This is a genomic window from Nocardiopsis sp. NPDC055551, assembly GCF_053619415.1.
In genome coordinates this window covers 261,543-282,045 of sequence record NZ_JBSHJJ010000005.1, presented here as the reverse complement: position 1 = coordinate 282,045, position 20,503 = coordinate 261,543, and the positions used below count along the sequence as shown (strand labels likewise).

The window sequence follows — 20,503 nt, the reverse complement described above, 5'->3', positions numbered from 1 at the left end:
CCAGCATCGGTGAACTCCTCGGTCGGACCGATGGGTTCACCGGGGCCTGAGCGACCGCCGCCGCGTGAATGCGCAGGAAGGCGTCCACTCCCGACCGGACCACCGCGCGCACCTCTTCCTCCGGCAGCGGCAGCGCCCCGAAGAACGCCCGGTTGTTGACGGGACTGCGCACCAGGGCCATGTAGTGGCCCGCCGCCTCGTCCTCCTCATCGGGTTCGAGTGCCAACAGGCCGCGGTCGGCCATGCCCCTCAGGTACGTGGCCAGGGTCCGCAGCGACAGGCCGGGGCCGCGCGCCGTCCACACCCTGGCGGCGTCCGGGAAGTGCGCGGCCTCGGAGATGAGCAACCGGACCAGGGCGCCGTGGTCGGGTCGGCGTCCGTTCGGGGAGAGCCACTCGTCCCCGAAGGCGATCAGCGCGGTCCGGGCGTCCTCGGCGTCGGCGAGGTGGCGTTCGGCGATGCGGGCGTGGTCGGCCGCCAAGGCGGCGCTACTGCGCTCCACGATCGTGACGAACAGTTCCCGTTTGTCGGCGAAGTGGTTGTAGATGGTGCGTTTGGAGACCCCGGCGTCGGCGGCGATGGCGTCCACCGAGGTTCGGGTGTAGCCCTCATGGAGGAACACACGCAGCGCCGCCTCCACGATCGCCTCGCGTTTGACCTCGGAACGGCGTGCGCGCGCCTCGTCACAGGGGTCCGTCATCGCCCACCTCCACCGTGGCCGCACCGATCCGTCTACCCCCACCAGTCTGGCGCACCTTCGGTGGTCCCCGACCGTCCCCTCGGGAAACTGCACCGTGTAGTTTCCTTGTGATGGCCGAGCACGATACCTCCCAGACCACGCCGGACCCCTCCCTGGCTCCCGCCCCCGTACCCGCTCCCACCCGACTCGACCCCGCGTTGTGGAAGCTCGCCGGGGTCCTCCTCGTCGGGGCGATGGCCGCGCTGCTCGACACCACCATCGTCAACGTGGCGGTCGACCACCTGTCCCACGCCCTGGACGCCCCCGTGTCCACCGCCCAATGGGTGGCCAGCGCCTACCTGCTCTCCACCGCCTCCGTCATCCCGGTGACCGGTTGGGCCGTGGACCGGTTCGGACAACGCGCCACCTGGATGATGGCGCTGGGCCTGTTCGGTCTGGGGTCGTTGCTGTGCGCGACGGCCTGGTCGATCGAGAGCCTCATCGCGTTCCGCGTGATCACCGGGTTGGGCAGCGGCATGGTCCTGCCCCTGGTCATGACGGTGCTGGTGCAGGCCGCCGGGCCGCAGCGCCTGGGGCGGGCCATCGGGCTACTGAGCGTGCCGATCCAGATCGCGCCCGCCATGGGCCCGGTCTTGGGCGGTCTGGTCCTGGACTCGCTGGGGTGGCGCTGGATCTTCCTGGTGTCGATCCCCCTGGTGGTGCTCGCCATGATCCTGGGCGTGCGCGGTGTGGAGCGCGGTGATCCGCGGTCGAGTGAGCGGCTGGACGTGCTGGGGTTGGCGTTGCTCTCCCCCGGGATCGCGACCATGCTCTACGGGTTGTCGGTGCTGGGCGACGTCCGGTTCGCGCCGGTGTTCGTCGCCGTGGGGCTGCTCCTCATCGCGGGTTTCGCGGTGCACTCCCTGCGTCGTCGCTCCGGCGGCCCCGCCCCCGTGATCGACCTGCGGCTCTTCGGTGACGTGCTGTTCCGGTTGGGCGCGATGCTCATGTTCGTGTTCGGGCTGTGCATCTGGGCGGGCATGTTCCTACTGCCGTTGTTCTTCCAGCAGGTGCAGGGGACCACGGCGTTGACGGCGGGGCTGTTGATGGCCCCGATGGCGGCCGGGGTGGCTCTGGTCAACCTGTTCGTCGGCCCGATCGCCGACCGCAGCGGCCCCCGCTACCTGGTCGTGGGCGGGTTGCTGGTGGGCGCCGTGGCCACCGCGCCGTTCGCCGTGGCGGGACCGGACACCTCGCAGGCGCTGCTCGCCTCGGCGATGTTCGTACGCGGTCTGGGTCTGGGTACCGCGATGGTCCCGATGTTGGCCACCGCCTACCGCGGGTTGCCCTCCGACCAGGTGCCCCGTGCCAGCAGCGCCCTGAACGTGACCCAGCGGATCGGCGCCGCGGTGGGCACGGCCGCGCTCGCCCTGTTGCTGTCATCGCTGCTCGCCGGCGGCACCGTCCCCACCTTGGCGTTCCAGGCCACCTTCTGGTGGATGACCGGGCTGACGGCGCTGGCGCTGATCCCGGCGATGTTCCTTCCCAAGGCCCGCCCCTGACCTTCAGCGCCCCAATCTGCGCCAGATCGGCCGCGGCATCAGCCGCATTCCCGTGAACACCGGCCGCAGAACGCTCGGCGCCCACACGGTGGTCGCCCTGCCCCGCAACCCCTTGGCCACGGCATCGGCGACCTGGCCCGGCGTGGCGGGGAAGGGCGCCGGGTCCACGTGCGCGGACATGCGGGTGGCCACGTACCCCGGGCGCACCACCAGAACGCGTGCGCCGCTGCCGTGCAGAGAGTCCGCCAGCCCTTGCGCGAACCCGTCCAGGCCGGCCTTCGCGGACCCGTAGACGAAGTTGGCGCGGCGCACCCGGACCCCCGCCACGGACGACAGCACCACGAGCGTGCCGTGGCCCTGTTCGCGCAGCCTGGCGGCGACGGCCAGGTCGACCGACACGTGTCCGGTGAAGTTCACCGCCGCCGAACGGGCGGCGGCGTGCGGGTCCCCGTCGTACTCGGCCTGCTCCCCCAACACACCGAACGCGTCCACCACCACGTCCAGGTCGCCGACCAGCTCCACGGCGGCGGCCACCGTGTCGGCGTGGGTGTCGGTCGCCTCGGCCTCGAACTCCAAGGAATGGACGGTGGCGCCCAACGCCTTCAGGACGCTCGGCGGTTCGGCGACCCCGCCACGGGCGGCCAGGACCACCTCGCGGGCGCCCTCGCGCACCAGTCGTTCGACCACGGCGAGGCCGATCTCGCTGCGCCCGCCGAGCAACAGCACGGTGCGCACCTTTCCCAGCGAGTCGCGCATGGGGTTTCCTTCCGGTCCGGGTGGGTGGTTCAGAGGAGCCGCAGCCGGCGGGCCAGGTCGGAGACGAGGACCCCGTCGGGGTCGACCCGTTCGCGCACCTTCCGCCAGGCGGGCAGGTCGGGGTACATGGCGTGCACGGCCTCGGCGTCCGCCCGGCTGTCCTTGGCCAGGTACAGACGTCCGCCGGCGGCGAGCACCCGTTCGTCGAAACCTCGCAGCAGCCCGGCCAGACCGGGGAACTCGGCGGGCAGGTCCAGGGCGAGCGTCCACCCGGGTCGGGGGAACGAGAGCGGCCCCGGGGTGGGCGCGCCCATGCGTTTGAGGACCGCCAGGAACGAGGGCGCGCCGGCCTTCGACAACCCCTCCACGACGTGGCGCAGGGTGCCCTCCTCCCCGAAGGGCACCACGAACTGGTACTGCACGAACCCGTGCGGACCGTACATGCGGTTCCAGCCCCGCACCTTGTCCAGCGGGTGGAAGAACCCGCCCAGCGGTCGGGCCTGCCCCCGCCTGCGCTCGGGCGCAGCGTGGTGGTAGGCGGTGTTGAAGGCGCCGACGGTCGCCCGGTTGAGCAGGCGCGGCGGCGCCCACGGCGGTGCGCTCAGTGGAGCACTCGGGCGGTACCGGAGGGGTTCGCGGCGCAGCGGCGCGGGCAGGTCGGTGACGCGGGCGTGGTGGGCCCGGGTCAGCACCCCGCGACCGGTGGCGGCCCCCCGGGCGAGCAGGTCCACCCAGCACACCGTGTACCGGTAGTCCTGGTCGGTGCGCTCCATCAGGTCCAGCGTGGAGTCGAGGTCGCCGGTCCGGTCGGTGTCCACCCGCATGTGCGCGGTCTCCACGGGGATCACCCCCAGACGCACGGAGGTGATGACCCCGGTCAGGCCCATCCCGCCGACGGTGGCCCAGAACAGTTCGGTGTCACCGTGGTCGGGACCGATCTCCAGGGCCTCGCCTCGGGGCGTGAGGAGGGTCAGGGAACGCACGTGGGCGCCGATGGAGGAGTCGACGTGATGGTTCTTACCGTGGACGTCGGCGGCGATCGCCCCGCCCAGGGTCACGTGTCCGGTCCCGGGGGTGACGGGTGGGAAGTACCCGCGCCGCAGCAGGTGCGCCATGAGTCGGCGCAGACTCGTACCGGCCGGCGCGGTGACCTCGCCGAGGTCGGGATCGAGCCGGGGCGGTCCGGTGAGTTCGGTGCAGTCCAGGACGAGTCCTCCGGCGGCCTGCGCGGCGTCGCCGTAGGAACGGCCCAGTCCACGGGCCAGTGCGCCGCGCGGCCCGGCCTGGGCCAACGCCTCCGCGGCCTGTTCGGCGGTGCGCGGGCGCACCACGGTGGCGGCGGTGGGGGCGGTGCGGCCCCACCCGGTGAGGAGGGTCGGTCGACTCACAGGTAGATCCCCAGTCCGACCAGGAGGACGAGGGCCACGAGGACGAGCTGCAGGGGGCGGTCCCGCAACGCGATCTCCTCGGGTTCCTCGCCCGCGCCCCGGTCCACGAGCAGGTTGTAGCGGAGCACGAACATGATGAACGGAACGATACTGGCCGCGTGGAACGGGGACTGCGGTCCCGCGGACTGTTCCAGGGCCCAGAGACAGTAGGTGACGATCATGGCGCCGGAGGCGATCGTGCGCATCTGGGCCAGGTAGCCGGGCGTGTAGCCGAGCAGGGCGGCCCGGGTGGGGCGGGCCTCCTCGGGGGTCTCCGCGAGACCCCGCAGTTCCGCCTCTCGTTTGCCGACCACCACGAGCAGGGCGGCCAGCGACACCACGATCACGAACCACGAGGTCAGCGGCACCCCGACCACGTAACCGCCGGCCATGGCGCGCAGCACGTGACAGCCCGCCACCGCCACCAGGTCGACGATGACCATGTCCTTCAGAAACCAGGTGTAGGTCAGGGTGAGGACCACGTACACGCCGAGGACCACGCTCAGCCCCGGGCTCCCCAGCGCGAGGGAGGCCAGGGGCGCCACGGTCACGAACAGGACCCCGGCCACGACGGCCACGGGCACCGGGAGGGCTCCGGAGGCGATCGGGCGGTGACGCTTGCGCGGATGCCGCCGGTCACCGTCCACGTCACGGACGTCGTTGAGCAGGTAGGTGCCGCCGGCGGCCACACAGAACAGGGCGAAGGTCGCCGCGCACAACAGCAGGGAACGAGGATCGGTGAGCGCGCCGGCGGCGGCCGGGGCGGCGAAGACCAACAGGTTCTTGAGCCACTGTCGCGGGCGACAGGCCCGCAGCAGGGCCGAGGGCAGTCCCACGACGTCACTCCGCCCGGGTCGGTTCTCGGTCTCGGGGGCCGTGGTCACGCGTTCCCCCTCTGGGTCCGGCGATGGTACGTGGATGCGGGAACCGGACCGCCCACGGGGGTGGCGGGCGGTCCGGTGGGATGGTCCGGCTCGGGGCAGTGGCCGGGGGATGGGGGCGGTGGGGTCTACTGGGCGGCGCGGCGTCCGGTGACGAGCAGGACGACGGCGATGCCGATGAAGCCGACGCCGGCCACGAGCGAGACGATCGGCAGCGTGGTGTTCAGCAGCGGCAGGACCGCACGGGCCTGGTCGGTGTTCTCGATGGCGGCGGCGCGGGTGGCGTCGTCGTAGACGAGTTCACCGCTCATCATGGTCAGCACCTCTTCCCCGTCCACGACGACGACCTGGTGGTGGTCCTCGCTGACGTTGATCGGCGAACCACTGACCGGTTCGATCCAGTAGGTGCGGGTGATGGAGAAGGTCACGTCACCGACGACGTCGCCCTCACCGTCGAGACCGGCGACCTCACGCGGGATCTCCCGCTCACCGATGACGGTCGGGTCGACGGTCTGGACGAACTTGTAGGCCTCGACCCCGTCGACGTCCTCGACGCCCTGGAACTCCATGGGGACGACTTCCTCGACGGTCGTCTCGAAGAAGTCGTAGTCCCGCTGTTCGGTGTTGAACGGGAACTTCCAGGCCTGGCCGCTCTGGGTGACGCGCTCTTCGTTCACCATGGCGTCGCAGCAGTCGACCGCTTCACCCGTGACACGGTCGTGCCCGGTGCGCCGGCTGCTGGAGCTGATCCCGAAGTCCGTGTCGGAGTCCTTGATCCAGGTGAACTGGTCCCACACCACCACGTCGTCGGTGCTGGAGGCCACGTCGGCACGCAGGGTGGAGTGCGCCTCGACCTGGGCGTTCTCCACCTGCTCGACGTCTTCGATGTTGAAGTAGGTGGCCTCGCCATTGAGGACGGTGGCGTTGTAGTAGTCCAGTGGAGTCTTCATCAGGGAAGTGGCCATCCACATGCGCATCATGGGTGCCAAAGCGAGACAGAAGACCCCCAGCGCGATGAGAACGACCGCAACGGTACGGCGCATGTGTGCCCTCCTGGGCGGATGAGAGTCCGGATCTGGAACTAGGTTCAGTTCCGGGTAGAGTACTGCCCAGTAGTGAACGACGTCACCTGGGCGTGTCTGAATTTTTATAACACGTTCTAGTGAAACGTGTTCTGGCTCCCTCCCGCCCAGGAAGGCCCCATGGCGCCCACGCCCACCGCGCCCGAGGACCCCACCTCCGGCAGCCCCCGGACCGACGCGGCCGACCCCGAGCGCACGCTCCCCCAGGTGAGCGGGCGCCACCACGCCCTCGACGGGATCCGCGCCCTCGCCTGCCTGATGGTCCTCATCGTGCACGTGTCGACCGAGACCGGGGACGCTCTCGCGCCCGGGATCCTCGGCGGGGTGCTCAGCGCGACGGCGCTCGCCGTCCCCCTGTTCTTCGCCCTGTCCGGAGTGCTGCTGTACCGCCCGTGGGCCCGCGCCGCCCTGGACGGCACCCATGGCCCGAACGTGCCCTCCTACCTATGGCGACGCGTGATGCGCGTCTTCCCCGCCTACTGGGTGGTGGCGACCACCGCGCTGGTGCTGTGGGCCGGGGAGCACCGCGATTCGGTGGTGCACTGGATCGAGGTCCTGACGCTGTCCTTCCCGTTCAACACCAGCCCCCACTGGGCGGGACCGGGACCCTACGGACTCGGACAGATGTGGAGCCTTTCGGTCGAGGTGTCCTTCTACCTCACGCTTCCGCTGTTCGCCGCGGTGCTGCACCTGTGGGCGCGCGGCGGCGCGACGGTGAACGCGCGCGGGAAACGGCTGCTCATCGGCCTGGCCACGATGACGGCGCTGTCGTTCCTCGCGCTGATCCCGCAGTACTTCCCCGAACCCAGCGAGCACATGCACTCCTGGCTGCCGCGCTGCATGGGCATGTTCGCGGTGGGCATGGGGTTGGCCGTCCTGTCGGAGTGGGCCTGGCGCGAACCCGGCGCGGACGGTCCGGTGCGCAGGCTCTGCCGCACCATCGCCGCCTCCCCCGGCCTGTGCTGGCTGGTGGCGGCCGCGTTCTTCCTGTTGGAGGCGACCCCCGCCGCGGGCGGCCGCTTCTTCGAGCCGGGCAACCTGTGGATCTCCGCGGTCGAGAACCTCACCAACATCGGCTTCGCGCTGTTCATGGTCGCCCCCGCGGCTCTGGCGCCCCGACCGAAGGAGGGGCCACCGCCGGCCCTGCGCACCGCCCAGGCGTGGCGGGACGGCGCGTGGCTGGACGCCGTCATGCGACACCGGGTGATGGTGTTCTTCGCACCGATCAGCTACGGGGTGTTCCTGTGGCAGTTCGTGGTGCTGTACCTGTGGCGCGACTTCACCGGGCAGGAGATCTTCGCCGGGTCGTTCTGGCTGGACATCATTCCGGTCCTGATCTTCACCACGTTGCTCGCCAAGCTCACCTTCCACTTCGTGGAGGAGCCCTCCCGGAAGTGGTCTCGACGCTTCCTCTCGGAGGGGCGGAGGGGACGGCGCCCGGTACCGGCGGGCCCGCCCCCACGCTGAGGGTTCAGCCCTCGTCGTCCTCCGCCTCCTCATCCTCCGCTTCCTCCAGGTCACTCGCGGGGGCCAACGGGCCCAGGGAGGACCAGGTCACGCAGGTCTTGTCCGGGTCGGTGTACAGGGTGAACGTGTCGCCGCGCTCGCTCACCGGCACGTACCAGAACCCGCCCTCGGGCGCGGCCGGAAGTTCGGTCTGCACCTCCTCGTCGCCCACCACCACGACCAGGTTGGCCTCCTCCTGGGAGGTGTAGCCGATCGTGGCCACCTGCTCGATCCCGCCGAACTCCCACACCGACCAGGACATCAGGCCATCCCAGTTGTCCATGCAGTCCTCGTCCTCGGCGGGTACGAACGAGTTCACCTGCGACGGCGGACCCGCCACCACCAGGTTCCCCTCGTCGTCGAACACGTGGGCGGTGGGCGCGGGTTCGGGTTCGTACATCCGCTCGGCGAGTTCGCGGTCGGCCAACGGTGTCAGCACGTACGAACTGAGCCGGCGCGGACCGTTCCACTCCAGGACGATGTCGTCGGGCACCGGCCTGCTGTAGATCCCGGCGTCCTCGTGCACCTCGGCCAGGGACGTGCGCGCGTTGTCCATGTAGGACCGCAACCGGTCCCCGCTCAGCGTCCCGGCGTAGGTGTAGGTGGAGTAACCGGCCGAGCCCGCGTAGATCAGCGTGACGACCAGGGCGAGCGTCCCGGTGACGCGTCCGGGATGTACCAGGCGGAGCCGGCGGCGCGGGTCGCGCTCCTCCCCCGTGTTGCCCGTGTACTCCCTGGCCCGCTCCTCCTTCGTGACGAGGAAGGCGAGCGCGAGGACCAGCGCGAAGATCAGCGCGGCGTCGGCCACGTATCGGGGGTCCGAACCGACCTCGCCGTAGACGTCACCGCGGGCGATGACGGTCGGGATCGCGTCGGCGAACACCAGGTAGCCCAGCAGCAGCGCCCACGCCCGCCAGGCGCCCCGACGCACACGCAGGCTCGCCACGACGATGAGGGCGAGCACGACCCACGCTCCGATGAGCACGAAGCCGATCGGGTCGAGCAGACCTCCGGTGGGGGTGATCGGGCTCCACTCGAACGGACCACCCAGGACACCCACCGGGAACACCTCGGTGAGCATGCGACGCATCAGCTCGGCGGCGGTGTCCCACACCGGCACCGAAGCGCCCTCCTCCCCGGTGCCGGCGTTCTGCCGGACCAGGTAGAGCACCAGGTAGCCCAGGGTGAGGCCGACCATGCCCGTCCAGAACCTGCGGTCCATCCAGAACGCGTACCGGACCGCCCGGATCGGCCCACCCGGGTACAGGAAGGCCACCGCGAACGCCAGGAGCAGCGGTGGCAGCAGCATGGCCTTGACCGAGAACAACATCCCGAACACGACCGCGGCCACGACCCACCACACGTACCGGGTCACGCCGGTGCGCAGGTAGCGGACGGTGAACAGCAGCGCCAGGGCGACCGAAAGCTGAAACGGCACCGCGTTGAGCGCCGCCGCCCACCAGCCCAGCACCGGGATGGTGAGCGGGGCCAGGGCGTACACGGTGAGGGGCACCAGCAGGGCCCAACGGCGACCGAACAGCTCCCACAGCAGCCGGAAGAAGACCAGGATCGCGGCGACCTGCAGGAGCAGCATGGTGCCCGCCGCCGACACCCAGTGGTAGGCACCGAAGGCGTTCTGCAGGTAGATCAGGAACATGGCCCCCGGCATGAAGTGGCCCTTGTGCAACTCCAGCAGGAACTCGGGGGTGAGGTCGCTGGAGTTGGCCGCCGCGAAGAACAGGAAGTCGTCCTCGACGAAGTACGACTCACCGAGCACGTAGACCTTCAGTACCGTCGCCACGGCGACGATGAGCATTCCGAGCTGGAAGACCCGGTCGCTTCGCACCCGGCCCAGCGCGGCGAGCGCCTCCCGCGTGATCTCCCCGAAGGTAGGACCCTGCTCCTCGGCCTCCTCGACCTGTCTGCGTACTCTTGTGGTCCCGCCCTCATCGGGGGAAACAGGCGGCATAGGTACTCTCCCCGCCGTAGGTTGGCCAACCCGGAAAATGGGTGCCAGAATACAACACGTTCCACTTTTATTCCTGACCGTTGCCGCAGGTCTCGCAGACCCAGGCATCCAGAACAGGAACAGGCTTCATTCAGCCCTGTTCCGGGGCGGTCTCCAGCACCGTGGGGGTGATGCCGGTGGGGCTCGAACAGGTCCGCCGAGACTGGACCCGACTGGGATCCACCGAGCCGCTGTGGGCGGTCTGCGTGGACCCGGACAAACGTGATGGCGGGTGGGACGACGACGAGTTCCTCGCCTCCGGCCGTTCCGACATCGACCCGGCCGTGCACCGCCTGGACGAGCTCGGGCTCGCCGAGGCCCGCGGCCGCGTACTCGACTTCGGCTGCGGCGCCGGGCGTCTGTCCAACGCCCTGGCCGCCCACTTCGAGCGGGTGGTCGGCGTGGACATCTCGGCCCCCATGCTGGAGGAGGCCCGTCGCCTGGACCGGGCCGAGGGCCGGATCGAGTTCGTGCTCAACGAACGCCCCGACCTGTCCCGGTTCGAGGACGACTCCTTCGACGTCGTCTACACCGACCTGGTCCTGCAACACCTGCCCACCGATCTCGCCGAGGGGTACGTGCGCGAGTTCGCCCGCGTGGTGCGCCCCGGCGGCGCCCTGGTGCTGGGCGTGCCGGACAGCGAGCGGCGGACCTTCAAGGGGCTGGTGTTCAAGTACGTGCCGTGGCCGCTGGTGGCCCTGGCGCAGAGGGTGATCCTGCGTTACCCGGCACCGATGCGCATGCACACCCTGAGCACCGAACGCCTCGCCGAACTACTGCCCGGCTCCGAGATCGTCGCCTCCGACGAGTACTGGGGCGGCGACCACTGGCGGCACCTGCGGCACTACGTCCGGGTGGGGGGCCGGGTGTGACCTCGACCGACAGCGACAGCGGTACCGGAACGCGACCGGACGGGACCACCCCGTTCCGCGCGACCCTCGGCCGATCCGTGGGACTGTTCGCGGCCTTCCGCAAGGAGCAGACGGACCCGGAGTTCTTCTACGGCAAGCTCGCCCACGACACCGTCGACCAGCTGCGTTCCTACACGCCGCTGGACGGCCGGCTGGTGGTGGACGTGGGCGGCGGTCCCGGTTACTTCGCCGACGCGCTACGAGCCGAGGGCGCCCGGTGTCTGTGTGTGGACTCCGACGCCCACGAGATGACGCTGCACGGGCGGGACGCGGACGCGAACGCCGTCCAGGGCAGCGCCTTGGACCTGCCGTTGCGTTCGGGGAGCGTGGACGTGTGTTTCTCGTCCAACGTGCTGGAGCACGTTCCGGACCGGATCCGCATGGCGAACGAGATGGTGCGGGTGACCCGACCGGGCGGACTCGTGTATCTGTCGTACACGCTATGGCTGTCGCCGTGGGGCGGGCACGAGACCTCACCCTGGCACTACCTGGGCGGTTCCTACGCGGCCGAGCGGTTCACGCGCAAGAACGGTCGGCGACCCAAGAACGACTTCGGGCACAGCATGTACGCCGCGTACGCCAAGGAGACACTGCGCTGGGTGCGCGGACGCGACGACGTGGACGTGGTGGACATCCGGCCGCGGTACCTGCCCACCTGGATGAAGCCGATCGTGCACGTGCCGCTGCTGCGCGAGATCATCACCTGGAACCTGCTGATCGTGCTGCGCAAGCGGTGAGTCCCGGTCATTCGGTCGGCGCGTGCCCGGCCGGGTTCGGACTCAGTTGGATCTCGTCGATCCTGCGGCCGTCCGCGTCGGTGACCGTGGCGGTCCACCCGCCCAGGTCCACCCGGTCCCCCGGCCCGTCCGGGATGTGGCCGAGCCGGACCAACACCATCCCCGCCACGGTGACGTAGGCGCCCTCGGGACGGTCGGTGAGGTCCACGCCCAGGTCCAGCAGTTCGTGCACGGGATAGGTACCGGGCAACCGGAGCACGCCTCCGGCCAACCTGTCGACCTCGGGCGGGTCCGGGTCGGTCTCGTCGGTGATGTCACCGACCAACTCCTCCAGTAGGTCCTCCAGGGAGACGATGCCACCGACCGCGCCGGTCTCCCCGATCACCATCGCGAGTTGTTGGCGGCCCTCCGTCATCCGGCGCAGCGTCACCGACAAGGAGAGCGTGTCCGGTAGCTGGGTGATCTCCCGCGCCAGGTCGGCGACGTCGTCGTCCCGCCCGATCAGGTCCGACCAGTGCACCACCCCGATCACGTCGTCCATGTCTCCGGATCGGACCACCGGCGCTCGCGAGTGGCCCCACTCGACCAGCAGGGCGAGGGCCTCGACCGCACCGGTGCCCGCCACCACGAAGTCCACGTCCCGGCGGGGCACCAGGACCTCGCGCAGGCGGCGCTCCCGAATCGCGAAGGCACCGTCCAGGATCTGCCGTTGTTCCGGGGTGATGTCCCCGCGCGAGGTGATCATCTCGCGCAGTTCCTCCTCGGTGACCTCCTCGCGTTCGGCCTGCGGGTCCCCGCCGAACAGGCGTACCACCAGGTCCGTGGAGACCCCCAGCAGCCACACCACCGGTCTGGTCAGTGTGGCCAGCAGGTCCAGCGGGCGGGAGACCATCAACGCCCACCCCTCCGCCCGCTGCATGGCGATGCGTTTGGGAGCCAGCTCCCCAAGGACCAGGGTGATGAAGCTCAGCACCACGGTGACCAGCACGATCGAGACGGGGCCGGCGTAACGGCCGAGGAAGCCCAACGGTTCCACCAGCGGCTGGGCCAACGCGACGGCGGCGGTCGCGGAGGCGAGGAAACCCGCGAGCGTGATGCCGATCTGGATGGTCGCGAGGAACCGGTTCGGATCCCGGGCGAGTTTGGCGACGGTGCGACCGCCGGGGCCCCGGGTCTCCAGGCGCCGGATCTGTCCCTCTCGAAGGGTCACCAGGGCGATCTCGCTGCCCGCGAACACGGCGTTCAACACGACCAAGACCAGCACGAGGCCGATCTGGGCCCCATAACCCTCCATGGGCGCTCCCACCATCGGCGTCTCGTCGGATCCGGGGTTCTTCCCCACCATCCCCCACGATCACACGTGCACCCCGGGCCCCGGACGGAAACCGGAACGGAGCCAAGATTCGGGGAGGCCCCTCGGTGCCACACTCACCTTTCACCGGGTTTGAACTGCTGTTCGAGGGTGGGGCGGGGTAGGTGGGGGCGGCGGGGCAGATGGAGCGGGGTAAGTGGGGGTGGGAGGGGGCGCCTCGGGTCGGGAGTCTTGGGGTTGTTGGGCGTTGTGTGGTGTTGGTGGGGCGCCCGAGTAACGCCCCGCCAACACCAAGAGCCAGAAACCTGAGGCGCCCCACCCCGCCCACCCCCAGGCGGCACGAAACCGGCGAAACCAACGGCTCCCCCAAGATCAATGGGATCACGAGATCGGTTTCTTCCACCAGGTCAAGGTCTCGGGCTTGTGGATAACCCACCACAAGCACACCTCCACCGGCTCCTAACCGCCCTCCGCGCGGGGACGGGGCACGACTCCGCCCTCTCGTTCGTCCAACAGACCCAGCGCCTTGCGCGGGGACCTGGCGTGCCTGCGCATCCCCGCGAACGGGCACTCGTCACGGTCCATGTCGATGGTGAAGTCCTGGGAGGACCTGAGGTCGTCCAGTTGCTCCCAGGTGATCGGGGTGGCGACGGGCGCCCCCGGCCGGGCCCGCACGCTGTAGGGCGCCACGGCCAACTGGCCCTTCCCATTGCGCAGGTAGTCGACGAACATGCGGCCATGGCGGGCGGCCTTGCGCACCCGGGTGGTCCACTCGGCGGGGGCACGGGCGGCCACCCGGTCCGCGACCGCCTTGGCCAGCTTCCTCACATCGGCGTCGTCCAGCTCCGGCCGCAAGGGCGAGTGGACGTGCAGTCCCCGGGATCCGGTGGTCATCACGTAGGCGCTCAGCCCGAGTTCGGACAGGACCTCGCGGACGCTCCAGGCGGCCTGCCTGCACGTATCGAACGCGTCGGGCCCCTCCCCCACCGGGTCGAGGTCGAGGACCATCCGGTCGGGCACGCCCAGGCGCGGAGTGCGGGAGGACCAGTTGTGCAGGGTGATGGCGGCCTGATCGGCGCACCACACCAGAGCGGCGGCGTCCTGGCACTCCATCATGCGACCTGAGGAGGTCCACACGGTGCGGATCCACCGGGGATGGGAGGGATGCTGGACAAGGAAGCCGGAGCCGTCGATTCCCTCAGGGAAACGTTGGAGCACGACGGGTCGACCCTTGGTCTGCGGCAGCATGAGCGGGGCGATCCTGGCGTAGTAGTCGGCCAGATCGGCCTTGGTGGCCCCGCCGGGCCCGAAGAGGGGTTTGTCGGCGTTCTTGACCTCCACCTTGCGCCGTCCCGCTCGCACCGTGGTTCGCATCGCACCTGCCCCTTCCCTACCGCCTCCGCGCGGTCGTTCGCCGGGTCTACCCGGGGCCCTACCCTGAAAACCACACGGAATATTTCATATCGGACAAACAGCCTCAGATCACCACAAAGCACCTGCCGTCATCTCGGGCCGGCCCTACCCATTCGACGGAGGTGCCGGCCATGCCCGCCTTCGGGACCTGGCGCCCAGGGGTCGAGGAGAGTCGGCTCGACGACACCAAGATGACGCCTCGGCCGGAACCCTCCCCCTGTTCCGAACCTCTGCGGTAGGCCACCGCCGTGGGGACGAGGACGGGGACGGTAAATTCGAGGTTCCCGCCCCCAGCACGGCAAGGACGTCATGCCCAAGGCTCCCGAACGCGCGCGCCGGTCCCGTCCCCTGCTCTGGTCCGCCGTCGGACTGGGACTCATCGTGGTCGGCGCCTCGGCCGTCCCGCTCTACCTGGAGTGGACCGGGCTCACCTGTGCGGGATTGAGCGACCACCAGGGCGTCGGGGGCGGTCACCACGACGCCGAGCCCGCGCCCGGCTCGGGGCACCCCTTTCTGGAACCGGGCGCTTGGGCCGTGGGGGACGACTCCCATCTGGTCGGCGGCTTCGACGACACCGTCACCCTGGTGGCCGACGACGGCCCGGTGGTGCGCGCCGGCGACGACGGGCGGGTGCTGTGGTGGGTCGATACCGACGGGCGCACGGCCACCGCGGGCCAGGCCGAGGGGATCGTGCTGGTCGCGGCCGGGGGTGTTCTGGCCGGGTTCGACGCGCGTTCCGGTGACCGGTCCTGGTGTCAGAACGGGCCCACCGACCCGGTCCTGGACGCCGGGGCCGGCGATCGTGTCCTGGTCCGCGCCGACGAGACCTGGACGCTGCTCGACACCTCGAACGGTTCCGTGGTCGCGAACCTGCCCGGTGACGTCGAGGAGCACGCGCTGCTGTCCGAGGGCCGGGTGAGCACGTGGACCGAAGAGGGGTTCCGTGGCCACGACGCCGACACCGGTGAACGGCTCCACGAGGTGGCCGTGACGGGGATCCAGGACCTCGCGCACGTCGACGACGTGACCGTGGTCGACCTCGGCGGCGAACTGGTGGCCTTCGACTCCGGTGGAGAACGCGCCTGGCACGCTCCGGGGTTCGGTCTCGGCGGCTGTGACGACACCCACGGCGCGGTGCGCGGGTTCGAGGGGTTGTTCCTGGCCGTGGAGGATCCCGAGGGCGAGCCGGTACCGGTGGCGCTGACCGGCGCGGACGGCACCGAAGTCTGGCGCGACGGCCCCGAGGTGGACCTTTGCGGGGTGGGTCAGGGCGTGGTCGGCGGCCGGTTGTTCCTCACCACCGGTTCGGTGGTGGCCCCCGACGGCCCGGTCGCCCACCCTGAGCCGGCCGACGTGGACCTGCGCTTGGAGTTCGCCCCCAACGGGGTCCTGTCCGGCATGGGCTCCACCCGCACCTTCCACCCCACCCCCGGCTGAGCCCTCCCCGGACCCGGTCCTCGGAGTGAGCGGAAAAAGCCGACGCCCGGCCGGGGGCTCCCGGTCGGGCGTCGGCTTGATCGCTCAGCGCACGGTGGTACTACTTGCGCTTGTTGATCTCCTCGGTGAGCTGCGGGGCGACCGTGTGCAGGTCACCCACGACGCCGAAGTCGGCGAGCTCGAAGATCGGAGCCTCGGGGTCCTTGTTGACCGCGACGATGTTCTTCGAGGTCTGCATGCCCGCGCGGTGCTGGATCGCGCCGGAGATGCCCAGAGCCACGTACAGGTTCGGGCTGACCGTCCTACCGGTCTGACCGACCTGGAACTGGTTCGGGTACCAGCCGGAGTCGACGACGGCGCGGGAAGCACCCACGGCCGCGCCCAGCGAGTCGGCCAGGTTCTCGACGACGGTGAAGTCGTCGGAGCCCACGCCACGACCGCCGGAGACCACGATGGCGGCCTCTTCCAGCTCGGGGCGCTCGCCCTTCGCCTGGACGACGCGCTCGACGACCTTGGCGCCCTTGGCGGCCTCGGAGATGTCGACCGAGACGGCCTCCTCGGCGGCGGCACCGGCGGTGGCCTCCGGGACGACGGAGTTCGGACGGACCGCGATGACCGGCACACCGGTCTTGACGCGGGCGTGGGTGACGGTGGCGCCACCGAAGATGCTGTGCTCGGTGACCAGCTCGGCGTTGACGTCGACGACGTCGGTGAGCACACCGGAGCCCAGCTTCACGGCGGTACGACCGGCGATCTCCTTGTTCTCGGCGGTGGCCGAGACGAGGATGGCGGCGGCGCCCTTGTCCTGGGCGAGCTTGGCGAGCAGCTCGGCCTTGGGGGCGACGACGTAGTCGTTCACCTCGACCGGAGCCACGTACACCTTCTCGGCGCCGAACTCGGCCAGGGTGGCCTTGCCCGACTCCGCACCGTCGCCGACCCAGACCGCGGCGGGCTCGCCGATGCGGCGCGCGGCGGTGAGCAGCTCGGTGGTGACCTTCTTGACCTGTCCGTCGACGTGGTCGACGAGGACGAGGACCTCAGCCATAATCCTTGAACCTTCCCTGAGTCTCTCGTCTACCTACACGAACTTCTTCTCGGCGAGGAAGTCGGCGGCCTTGACGCCACCGTCGCCCTCGTCCTTGACGATCGTGCCCGCGGCGCGCGGCGGCGCGGCGGCGAAGTCGACGGTCTCGGTGGTGGCGTTGGCCAGACCGACCTTGCCGGTGTCGATGCCCGCGTCGGCCGCGGACTTCTTGTCGACCGGCTTCTTCTTCGCCTGCATGATCAGCTTGAAGGACGGGTACCGGGGCTCATTGATCTTCTCGACGACGGAGACGACCGCCGGGAGCCGAGCCTCGACCACGTCGTAGCCGTAGTCGGTCTGACGCTGGATCTTGATGGCGCCGCCGTCGATGTCGACCTTGCCGGCCAGCGTGAGCTGGGGCAGGCCGAGGTACTCGGCGAGCGCGGCGCCGATGACGCCGGTGCGGGCGTCGGTGGACTCCGAGCCGAGCACGACCAGGTCGAACTCGAGGGTGCCCAGGGCCTGCGCGAGGGCGTAGGCGCTCTGGATGGCGTCGGATCCGTGCAGCGCGTCGTCGTTGACGAAGACGGCCTTGTCGGCGCCCATGGACAGGGCCTTGCGGATCGAGTCCGTGGCCTGGTCCGGGCCCATCGTCAGGATGGTGACCTCGCCGCCGTGCTTCTCCTTGAGGAGGAGCGCCTCCTCGATGGCGTACTCGTCGAGCTCGTTGATGACACCGTCGGACGCTGCGCGGTCCAGCGTCTTGTCATCGGCGTTGAGCTTCCGTTCGGTCGCCGTGTCCGGGACCTGCTTGACCAAAACGACAATATTCATGGCCGGTGGCCGACCTCCCTGCACTCCCATATCCGCCGTCAGGCGGGTGGACGCTGGCGCGCCCCGATACTGCCAACAATGCCGAATGCCGTTCGGTCATCCGACGGCGGGTCCCGTGTTCACGTCAACATGGCCCGCCATGTGCTCATACACCAGATGTTACTGGCTAGTAGCTTGAAGGCCAACCCCTGACGTCCGGGTTCAACTTAGGAAACCCTGACCGAACACCGGACCGAAGTCGCCCTGGCCCCTCCAAAACGCCGCCCACCAGGGACGACGGGCGAAAGGGCGGTGGCTTCACCCTCCACTCTAGTGACCGGCCCCACTCCCCCGGCGGGCGCACCACCGTCGAAGTGCCGTCGCGGCACCGGTAAAGGACGAACGCCCCTCCTCCGAAAGGAGGAAGGGCGTCCCCACGAACCGGGCCGACCGAACTAGCCGAACCAGTCGGCCGGGCCGGTGAGCGGTCCCATCTTCCAGATCGGAGCCGAACCCAGACCGATCGACAGGATCAGCAGGGTCAGCAGCAGGATGCCGACGATCACACCGATGTACAGGTACAGGTTGTGGAAGCGGACCCGTTCCACCAACCACACCGCCTGGTGCCTGGCCTCGCGCCCGCTCGGCATGATGTAGCTGAGCAGGATCATCACGAACACGGCGAACGCGCCCGTGTAGTTGGCGCCATCGTTGCCGGTCTCCATCATCGTGGCGTAGACCATCCCGACCAGGATGCCCGCCACCAGATAGATCAGACCGAAACCGACCGTGCGCAACACCATGCGCCCGAAGGCCCAGGGGAAGCTGAGCGCCACCACCATGCCGTCGGAGTTGCGCCGCCCCCGGGTCTGCAGACGTCGGGCGTGCTCGGCCTTGACCACGTCCAGGGCGCCCAGGCCGGCGATGACGACGACGCCGAGGATGATCCCGAACCACGGGAACCACAGCGCCACACCCGCCAACGACAGCATGATCGGGATGAGCACCAACGGGTGCATCCGCCAGGCCTGGTCGTAGTACTCGTCCTCGCCCTCGTCGTCGGCGTTGTGGCCGCGGAAGTAGTCGCCGAGACGGTCGCCGCCGCCTCGCTTGAAGCGACTCAGCAGCCCGCCGCGCTCGTTGTAGTCCTCTTCGTCGAACTCCTGGGTGGTGTTCCTACGGCCCTGCTGCTCGACCGGCGTCAGGATGTCCTCGAAGGCGCTGGGGTCCAGCGGCGAGTTGAAGAACTGGGTCTGCTGGATGCCCTCGGACCCGCGCGGCGGAGGCTCCGCCCGGCCCATCATCATGGTGCCCTGCGGGTCCTCCTGCTGCCGCGCCAACTCGCCCGGGTCGAACCGTTGGGTGCCCAGGACGTCGTCCTGCCCGGTCTGGATCCGTTGGGTGCCCTGCGGGTCGTGCAGGTCCTGGGAGGAGGACGGGGCGATGCGCTCGGTGCCCGCCATGGCGCCCAGGTCGTCGGTGGCCTCGTCGTCGACGTCGCGGCCCGAGTGAGCACCGCCCAGGTCGTCGGTGGCCTCATCGTCCGCGCCCCAACCCGAGCGCCCACCACCCAGATCGTTCGTGGCCTCGTCGTCCACGCCCCAACCCGAGCGCGCACCGCCGAGGTCGTTCGTGGCCTCGTCGTCGACCGGATGACCACCCGAGTGGGCGTGGCTCGTCTGCGGCGCGGAAGGGCTGGACCACGCGCTGTCCGTCGAGGTCGGAGCGCCGCGGGTGTGCGGAGGTCCCCAACCCTCGCTGGCGCTCTTGCCGAGCAGGTAGCCCGCGGCGCCGCCGGCGGCCGCACCGCCCAGTGCCGAACCCATGCCTCCGCGACCGCCCGTGTCTCCACCCGCGCCCGGGCCGGGCGTGTGGCTGCGCACGGTGTGCCCACCGGTCTGGTCGATCGGGCCGATCTGTGGTTCCTGCCACGGCAGGTCCAGGTTGAGCCGGCCCGTCTCGGCGACCAGCTCGGCCGCGGTCGGACGCGCCCGCATGTCACGGGAGACCGCCCGGTTGACCAGGGGTCGCAGCGCCTCGTGCATCCCGTCCAGGTCGATCTCGCCGTTGAGGATCCGGAAGAAGATGACCTCGAAAGAACCCGCGCCGTAGGGCGGGCGACCGGTCGAGGCGAACGCCACCGTGCCACCCCAGGCGTGCACGTCGGTGGCCGGGCCCAGGTCGGTGCCCTCGATGACCTCCGGGGACAGGTAGCTGGGCGTGCCGACGAACGTGCCGGTCTGGGTGAGCTTGGCCCCGTCCACCGCGTGCGCGATGCCGAAGTCGATGACGATCGGCTCACCGTTGGAGATGATCACGTTGCCGGGCTTGAGGTCGCGATGGATCACGTCCACCGCGTGGATGTCCTTGATCGCCCGGGCCATACCGGCGACGAAGCGGGTCAGAGCGCGGCCGCGCAGGGGACCGTGGTCGGTGACCGTGGCGTCCAGGGTGGGGCCGGGGATGTACTCGGTGACCACCCAGGGCAGTTCGGCCTGGGTGTCCGCGTCGATGACCTCGGCCACGTTGGGGCTCTGCACGCGGCGCATCGTCTCGACCTCTCGGGCGAGCCGCGCGCGTGCGATGTGGTCTCCTGCGACCTCCGGCTTGAGAACCTTCACCGCGACGAACTGGTCGGTCCGGGGGTCCTCGGCCTGGTACACCACGCCCATGCCGCCCGCACCGATGCGGCGGCGGATGACGTAGTGGCCGATGCGCTCCGGCAGCTCCTCACCCGTGGGGAAACCTGCCGACATTGCCATCGAGAACTCATCCCCTCAAAAGACCGCATACCACCACGTCCAGCTTATCGGCCGGGGGGATGGGTCACCATTGGCTTGTTCGACCCCGGAGGGGCCTCGTATGGTCTTTTGGTGTCGTCGGAGAGCAGGCGCTGACCGCGCCCCGGGGACTCCGGACGAACCGTCCGTCGTGGGACGACCAATGACGAGTATG

General features: G+C 70.0%; 15 protein-coding genes and 1 pseudogene. 5 read left to right on the top strand and 11 right to left on the bottom strand.

Annotated elements, in window-relative coordinates; translation table 11 throughout:
• Positions 1 to 127 precede the first annotated feature (127 nt).
• Positions 128 to 700: pseudogene (locus ACWGSK_RS11645) on the bottom strand (TetR/AcrR family transcriptional regulator); the annotation flags it as partial.
• A gap of 110 nt (positions 701 to 810) precedes the next feature.
• Between ACWGSK_RS11645 and ACWGSK_RS11640 the strand changes: the two are divergent.
• On the top strand, positions 811 to 2,241 hold the full coding sequence (locus ACWGSK_RS11640; RefSeq protein ID WP_452455800.1) for a DHA2 family efflux MFS transporter permease subunit: 1,431 nt from the start codon (positions 811 to 813) through the stop codon (positions 2,239 to 2,241).
• A 3-nt stretch (positions 2,242 to 2,244) separates the two neighbouring features.
• Here the strand turns inward: ACWGSK_RS11640 and ACWGSK_RS11635 are convergent, their stop codons facing one another.
• The 4 genes from ACWGSK_RS11635 to ACWGSK_RS11620 all read right to left on the bottom strand — a co-directional run bounded on the left by ACWGSK_RS11635 (position 2,245) and on the right by ACWGSK_RS11620 (position 6,348).
• On the bottom strand, positions 2,245 to 2,997 hold the full coding sequence (locus ACWGSK_RS11635; RefSeq protein WP_358513357.1) for a decaprenylphospho-beta-D-erythro-pentofuranosid-2-ulose 2-reductase: 753 nt from the start codon (positions 2,995 to 2,997) through the stop codon (positions 2,245 to 2,247).
• 29 nt (positions 2,998 to 3,026) lie between these two features.
• Positions 3,027 to 4,385 carry an FAD-binding oxidoreductase gene (locus ACWGSK_RS11630; RefSeq protein WP_358513359.1) on the bottom strand — a complete coding sequence of 453 codons (1,359 nt, stop codon included), beginning with the start codon at positions 4,383 to 4,385 and terminating at the stop codon, positions 3,027 to 3,029.
• The gene (locus tag ACWGSK_RS11625) at positions 4,382 to 5,308 is read right to left on the bottom strand and encodes a decaprenyl-phosphate phosphoribosyltransferase (protein WP_452455799.1); all 927 of its coding nucleotides are present in this window, start codon (positions 5,306 to 5,308) and stop codon (positions 4,382 to 4,384) included. Before ACWGSK_RS11625 ends, ACWGSK_RS11630 begins: the two co-directional genes overlap by 4 nt.
• Positions 5,309 to 5,433: 125 nt before the next feature.
• The gene (locus ACWGSK_RS11620; RefSeq protein WP_358513361.1) at positions 5,434 to 6,348 is read right to left on the bottom strand and encodes a DUF3068 domain-containing protein; all 915 of its coding nucleotides are present in this window, start codon (positions 6,346 to 6,348) and stop codon (positions 5,434 to 5,436) included.
• 159 nt (positions 6,349 to 6,507) lie between these two features.
• Here ACWGSK_RS11620 and ACWGSK_RS11615 point away from each other — a divergent pair, with 159 nt between their 5' ends.
• Positions 6,508 to 7,854, top strand: coding sequence for an acyltransferase family protein (locus tag ACWGSK_RS11615; protein WP_452455798.1), 1,347 nt, complete (start codon positions 6,508 to 6,510; stop codon positions 7,852 to 7,854).
• Between the two features lie 4 nt (positions 7,855 to 7,858).
• On the opposite strand, the gene ACWGSK_RS11610 is transcribed toward ACWGSK_RS11615, so the two are convergent.
• Positions 7,859 to 9,862, bottom strand: coding sequence for a hypothetical protein (locus tag ACWGSK_RS11610; RefSeq protein ID WP_452455797.1), 2,004 nt, complete (start codon positions 9,860 to 9,862; stop codon positions 7,859 to 7,861).
• A gap of 170 nt (positions 9,863 to 10,032) precedes the next feature.
• Here ACWGSK_RS11610 and ACWGSK_RS11605 point away from each other — a divergent pair, with 170 nt between their 5' ends.
• Both ACWGSK_RS11605 and ACWGSK_RS11600 read left to right on the top strand, forming a co-directional pair.
• The gene (locus ACWGSK_RS11605; protein WP_452455796.1) at positions 10,033 to 10,773 is read left to right on the top strand and encodes a class I SAM-dependent methyltransferase; all 741 of its coding nucleotides are present in this window, start codon (positions 10,033 to 10,035) and stop codon (positions 10,771 to 10,773) included.
• Positions 10,770 to 11,549 carry a class I SAM-dependent methyltransferase gene (locus ACWGSK_RS11600; protein ID WP_452455795.1) on the top strand — a complete coding sequence of 260 codons (780 nt, stop codon included), beginning with the start codon at positions 10,770 to 10,772 and terminating at the stop codon, positions 11,547 to 11,549. Before ACWGSK_RS11605 ends, ACWGSK_RS11600 begins: the two co-directional genes overlap by 4 nt.
• Positions 11,550 to 11,556: 7 nt before the next feature.
• On the opposite strand, the gene ACWGSK_RS11595 is transcribed toward ACWGSK_RS11600, so the two are convergent.
• Both ACWGSK_RS11595 and ligD read right to left on the bottom strand, forming a co-directional pair.
• Positions 11,557 to 12,843, bottom strand: coding sequence for a hemolysin family protein (locus ACWGSK_RS11595; protein WP_452455833.1), 1,287 nt, complete (start codon positions 12,841 to 12,843; stop codon positions 11,557 to 11,559).
• A 477-nt stretch (positions 12,844 to 13,320) separates the two neighbouring features.
• Entirely contained in the window at positions 13,321 to 14,235 is a 915-nt protein-coding gene (gene ligD, locus ACWGSK_RS11590; RefSeq protein ID WP_452455794.1) for a non-homologous end-joining DNA ligase, read from the bottom strand.
• Between the two features lie 348 nt (positions 14,236 to 14,583).
• Here ligD and ACWGSK_RS11585 point away from each other — a divergent pair, with 348 nt between their 5' ends.
• Positions 14,584 to 15,711, top strand: a complete 1,128-nt coding sequence (locus ACWGSK_RS11585) for an outer membrane protein assembly factor BamB family protein (RefSeq protein WP_452455793.1) — start codon at positions 14,584 to 14,586, stop codon at positions 15,709 to 15,711.
• 100 nt (positions 15,712 to 15,811) lie between these two features.
• Here ACWGSK_RS11585 and ACWGSK_RS11580 read toward each other — a convergent pair whose 3' ends face one another.
• The 3 genes from ACWGSK_RS11580 to ACWGSK_RS11570 all read right to left on the bottom strand — a co-directional run bounded on the left by ACWGSK_RS11580 (position 15,812) and on the right by ACWGSK_RS11570 (position 20,310).
• Complete coding sequence (locus ACWGSK_RS11580) at positions 15,812 to 16,756, bottom strand: electron transfer flavoprotein subunit alpha/FixB family protein (RefSeq protein ID WP_358515969.1); 945 nt, start codon at positions 16,754 to 16,756, stop codon at positions 15,812 to 15,814.
• A gap of 33 nt (positions 16,757 to 16,789) precedes the next feature.
• Positions 16,790 to 17,569, bottom strand: a complete 780-nt coding sequence (locus tag ACWGSK_RS11575; RefSeq protein ID WP_190318392.1) for an electron transfer flavoprotein subunit beta/FixA family protein — start codon at positions 17,567 to 17,569, stop codon at positions 16,790 to 16,792.
• 434 nt (positions 17,570 to 18,003) lie between these two features.
• Positions 18,004 to 20,310, bottom strand: a complete 2,307-nt coding sequence (locus ACWGSK_RS11570; protein WP_452455792.1) for a protein kinase domain-containing protein — start codon at positions 20,308 to 20,310, stop codon at positions 18,004 to 18,006.
• Positions 20,311 to 20,503: the final 193 nt, after the last annotated feature.

What these genes read in the sequence shown, in the direction of transcription:
- ACWGSK_RS11640 (WP_452455800.1), top strand. Translation starts at nt 811, where the DNA reads ATGGCCGAGCACGATACCTCCCAGACCACGCCGGACCCCTCCCTGGCT.
- ACWGSK_RS11635 (WP_358513357.1), bottom strand. Translation starts at nt 2,997, where the DNA reads ATGCGCGACTCGCTGGGAAAGGTGCGCACCGTGCTGTTGCTCGGCGGG.
- ACWGSK_RS11620 (WP_358513361.1), bottom strand. Translation starts at nt 6,348, where the DNA reads ATGCGCCGTACCGTTGCGGTCGTTCTCATCGCGCTGGGGGTCTTCTGT.
- ACWGSK_RS11615 (WP_452455798.1), top strand. Translation starts at nt 6,508, where the DNA reads ATGGCGCCCACGCCCACCGCGCCCGAGGACCCCACCTCCGGCAGCCCC.
- ACWGSK_RS11610 (WP_452455797.1), bottom strand. Translation starts at nt 9,862, where the DNA reads ATGCCGCCTGTTTCCCCCGATGAGGGCGGGACCACAAGAGTACGCAGA.
- ACWGSK_RS11605 (WP_452455796.1), top strand. Translation starts at nt 10,033, where the DNA reads ATGCCGGTGGGGCTCGAACAGGTCCGCCGAGACTGGACCCGACTGGGA.
- ACWGSK_RS11595 (WP_452455833.1), bottom strand. Translation starts at nt 12,843, where the DNA reads ATGGAGGGTTATGGGGCCCAGATCGGCCTCGTGCTGGTCTTGGTCGTG.
- ligD (WP_452455794.1), bottom strand. Translation starts at nt 14,235, where the DNA reads ATGCGAACCACGGTGCGAGCGGGACGGCGCAAGGTGGAGGTCAAGAAC.
- ACWGSK_RS11585 (WP_452455793.1), top strand. Translation starts at nt 14,584, where the DNA reads ATGCCCAAGGCTCCCGAACGCGCGCGCCGGTCCCGTCCCCTGCTCTGG.
- ACWGSK_RS11580 (WP_358515969.1), bottom strand. Translation starts at nt 16,756, where the DNA reads ATGGCTGAGGTCCTCGTCCTCGTCGACCACGTCGACGGACAGGTCAAG.
- ACWGSK_RS11575 (WP_190318392.1), bottom strand. Translation starts at nt 17,569, where the DNA reads ATGAATATTGTCGTTTTGGTCAAGCAGGTCCCGGACACGGCGACCGAA.
- ACWGSK_RS11570 (WP_452455792.1), bottom strand. Translation starts at nt 20,310, where the DNA reads ATGGCAATGTCGGCAGGTTTCCCCACGGGTGAGGAGCTGCCGGAGCGC.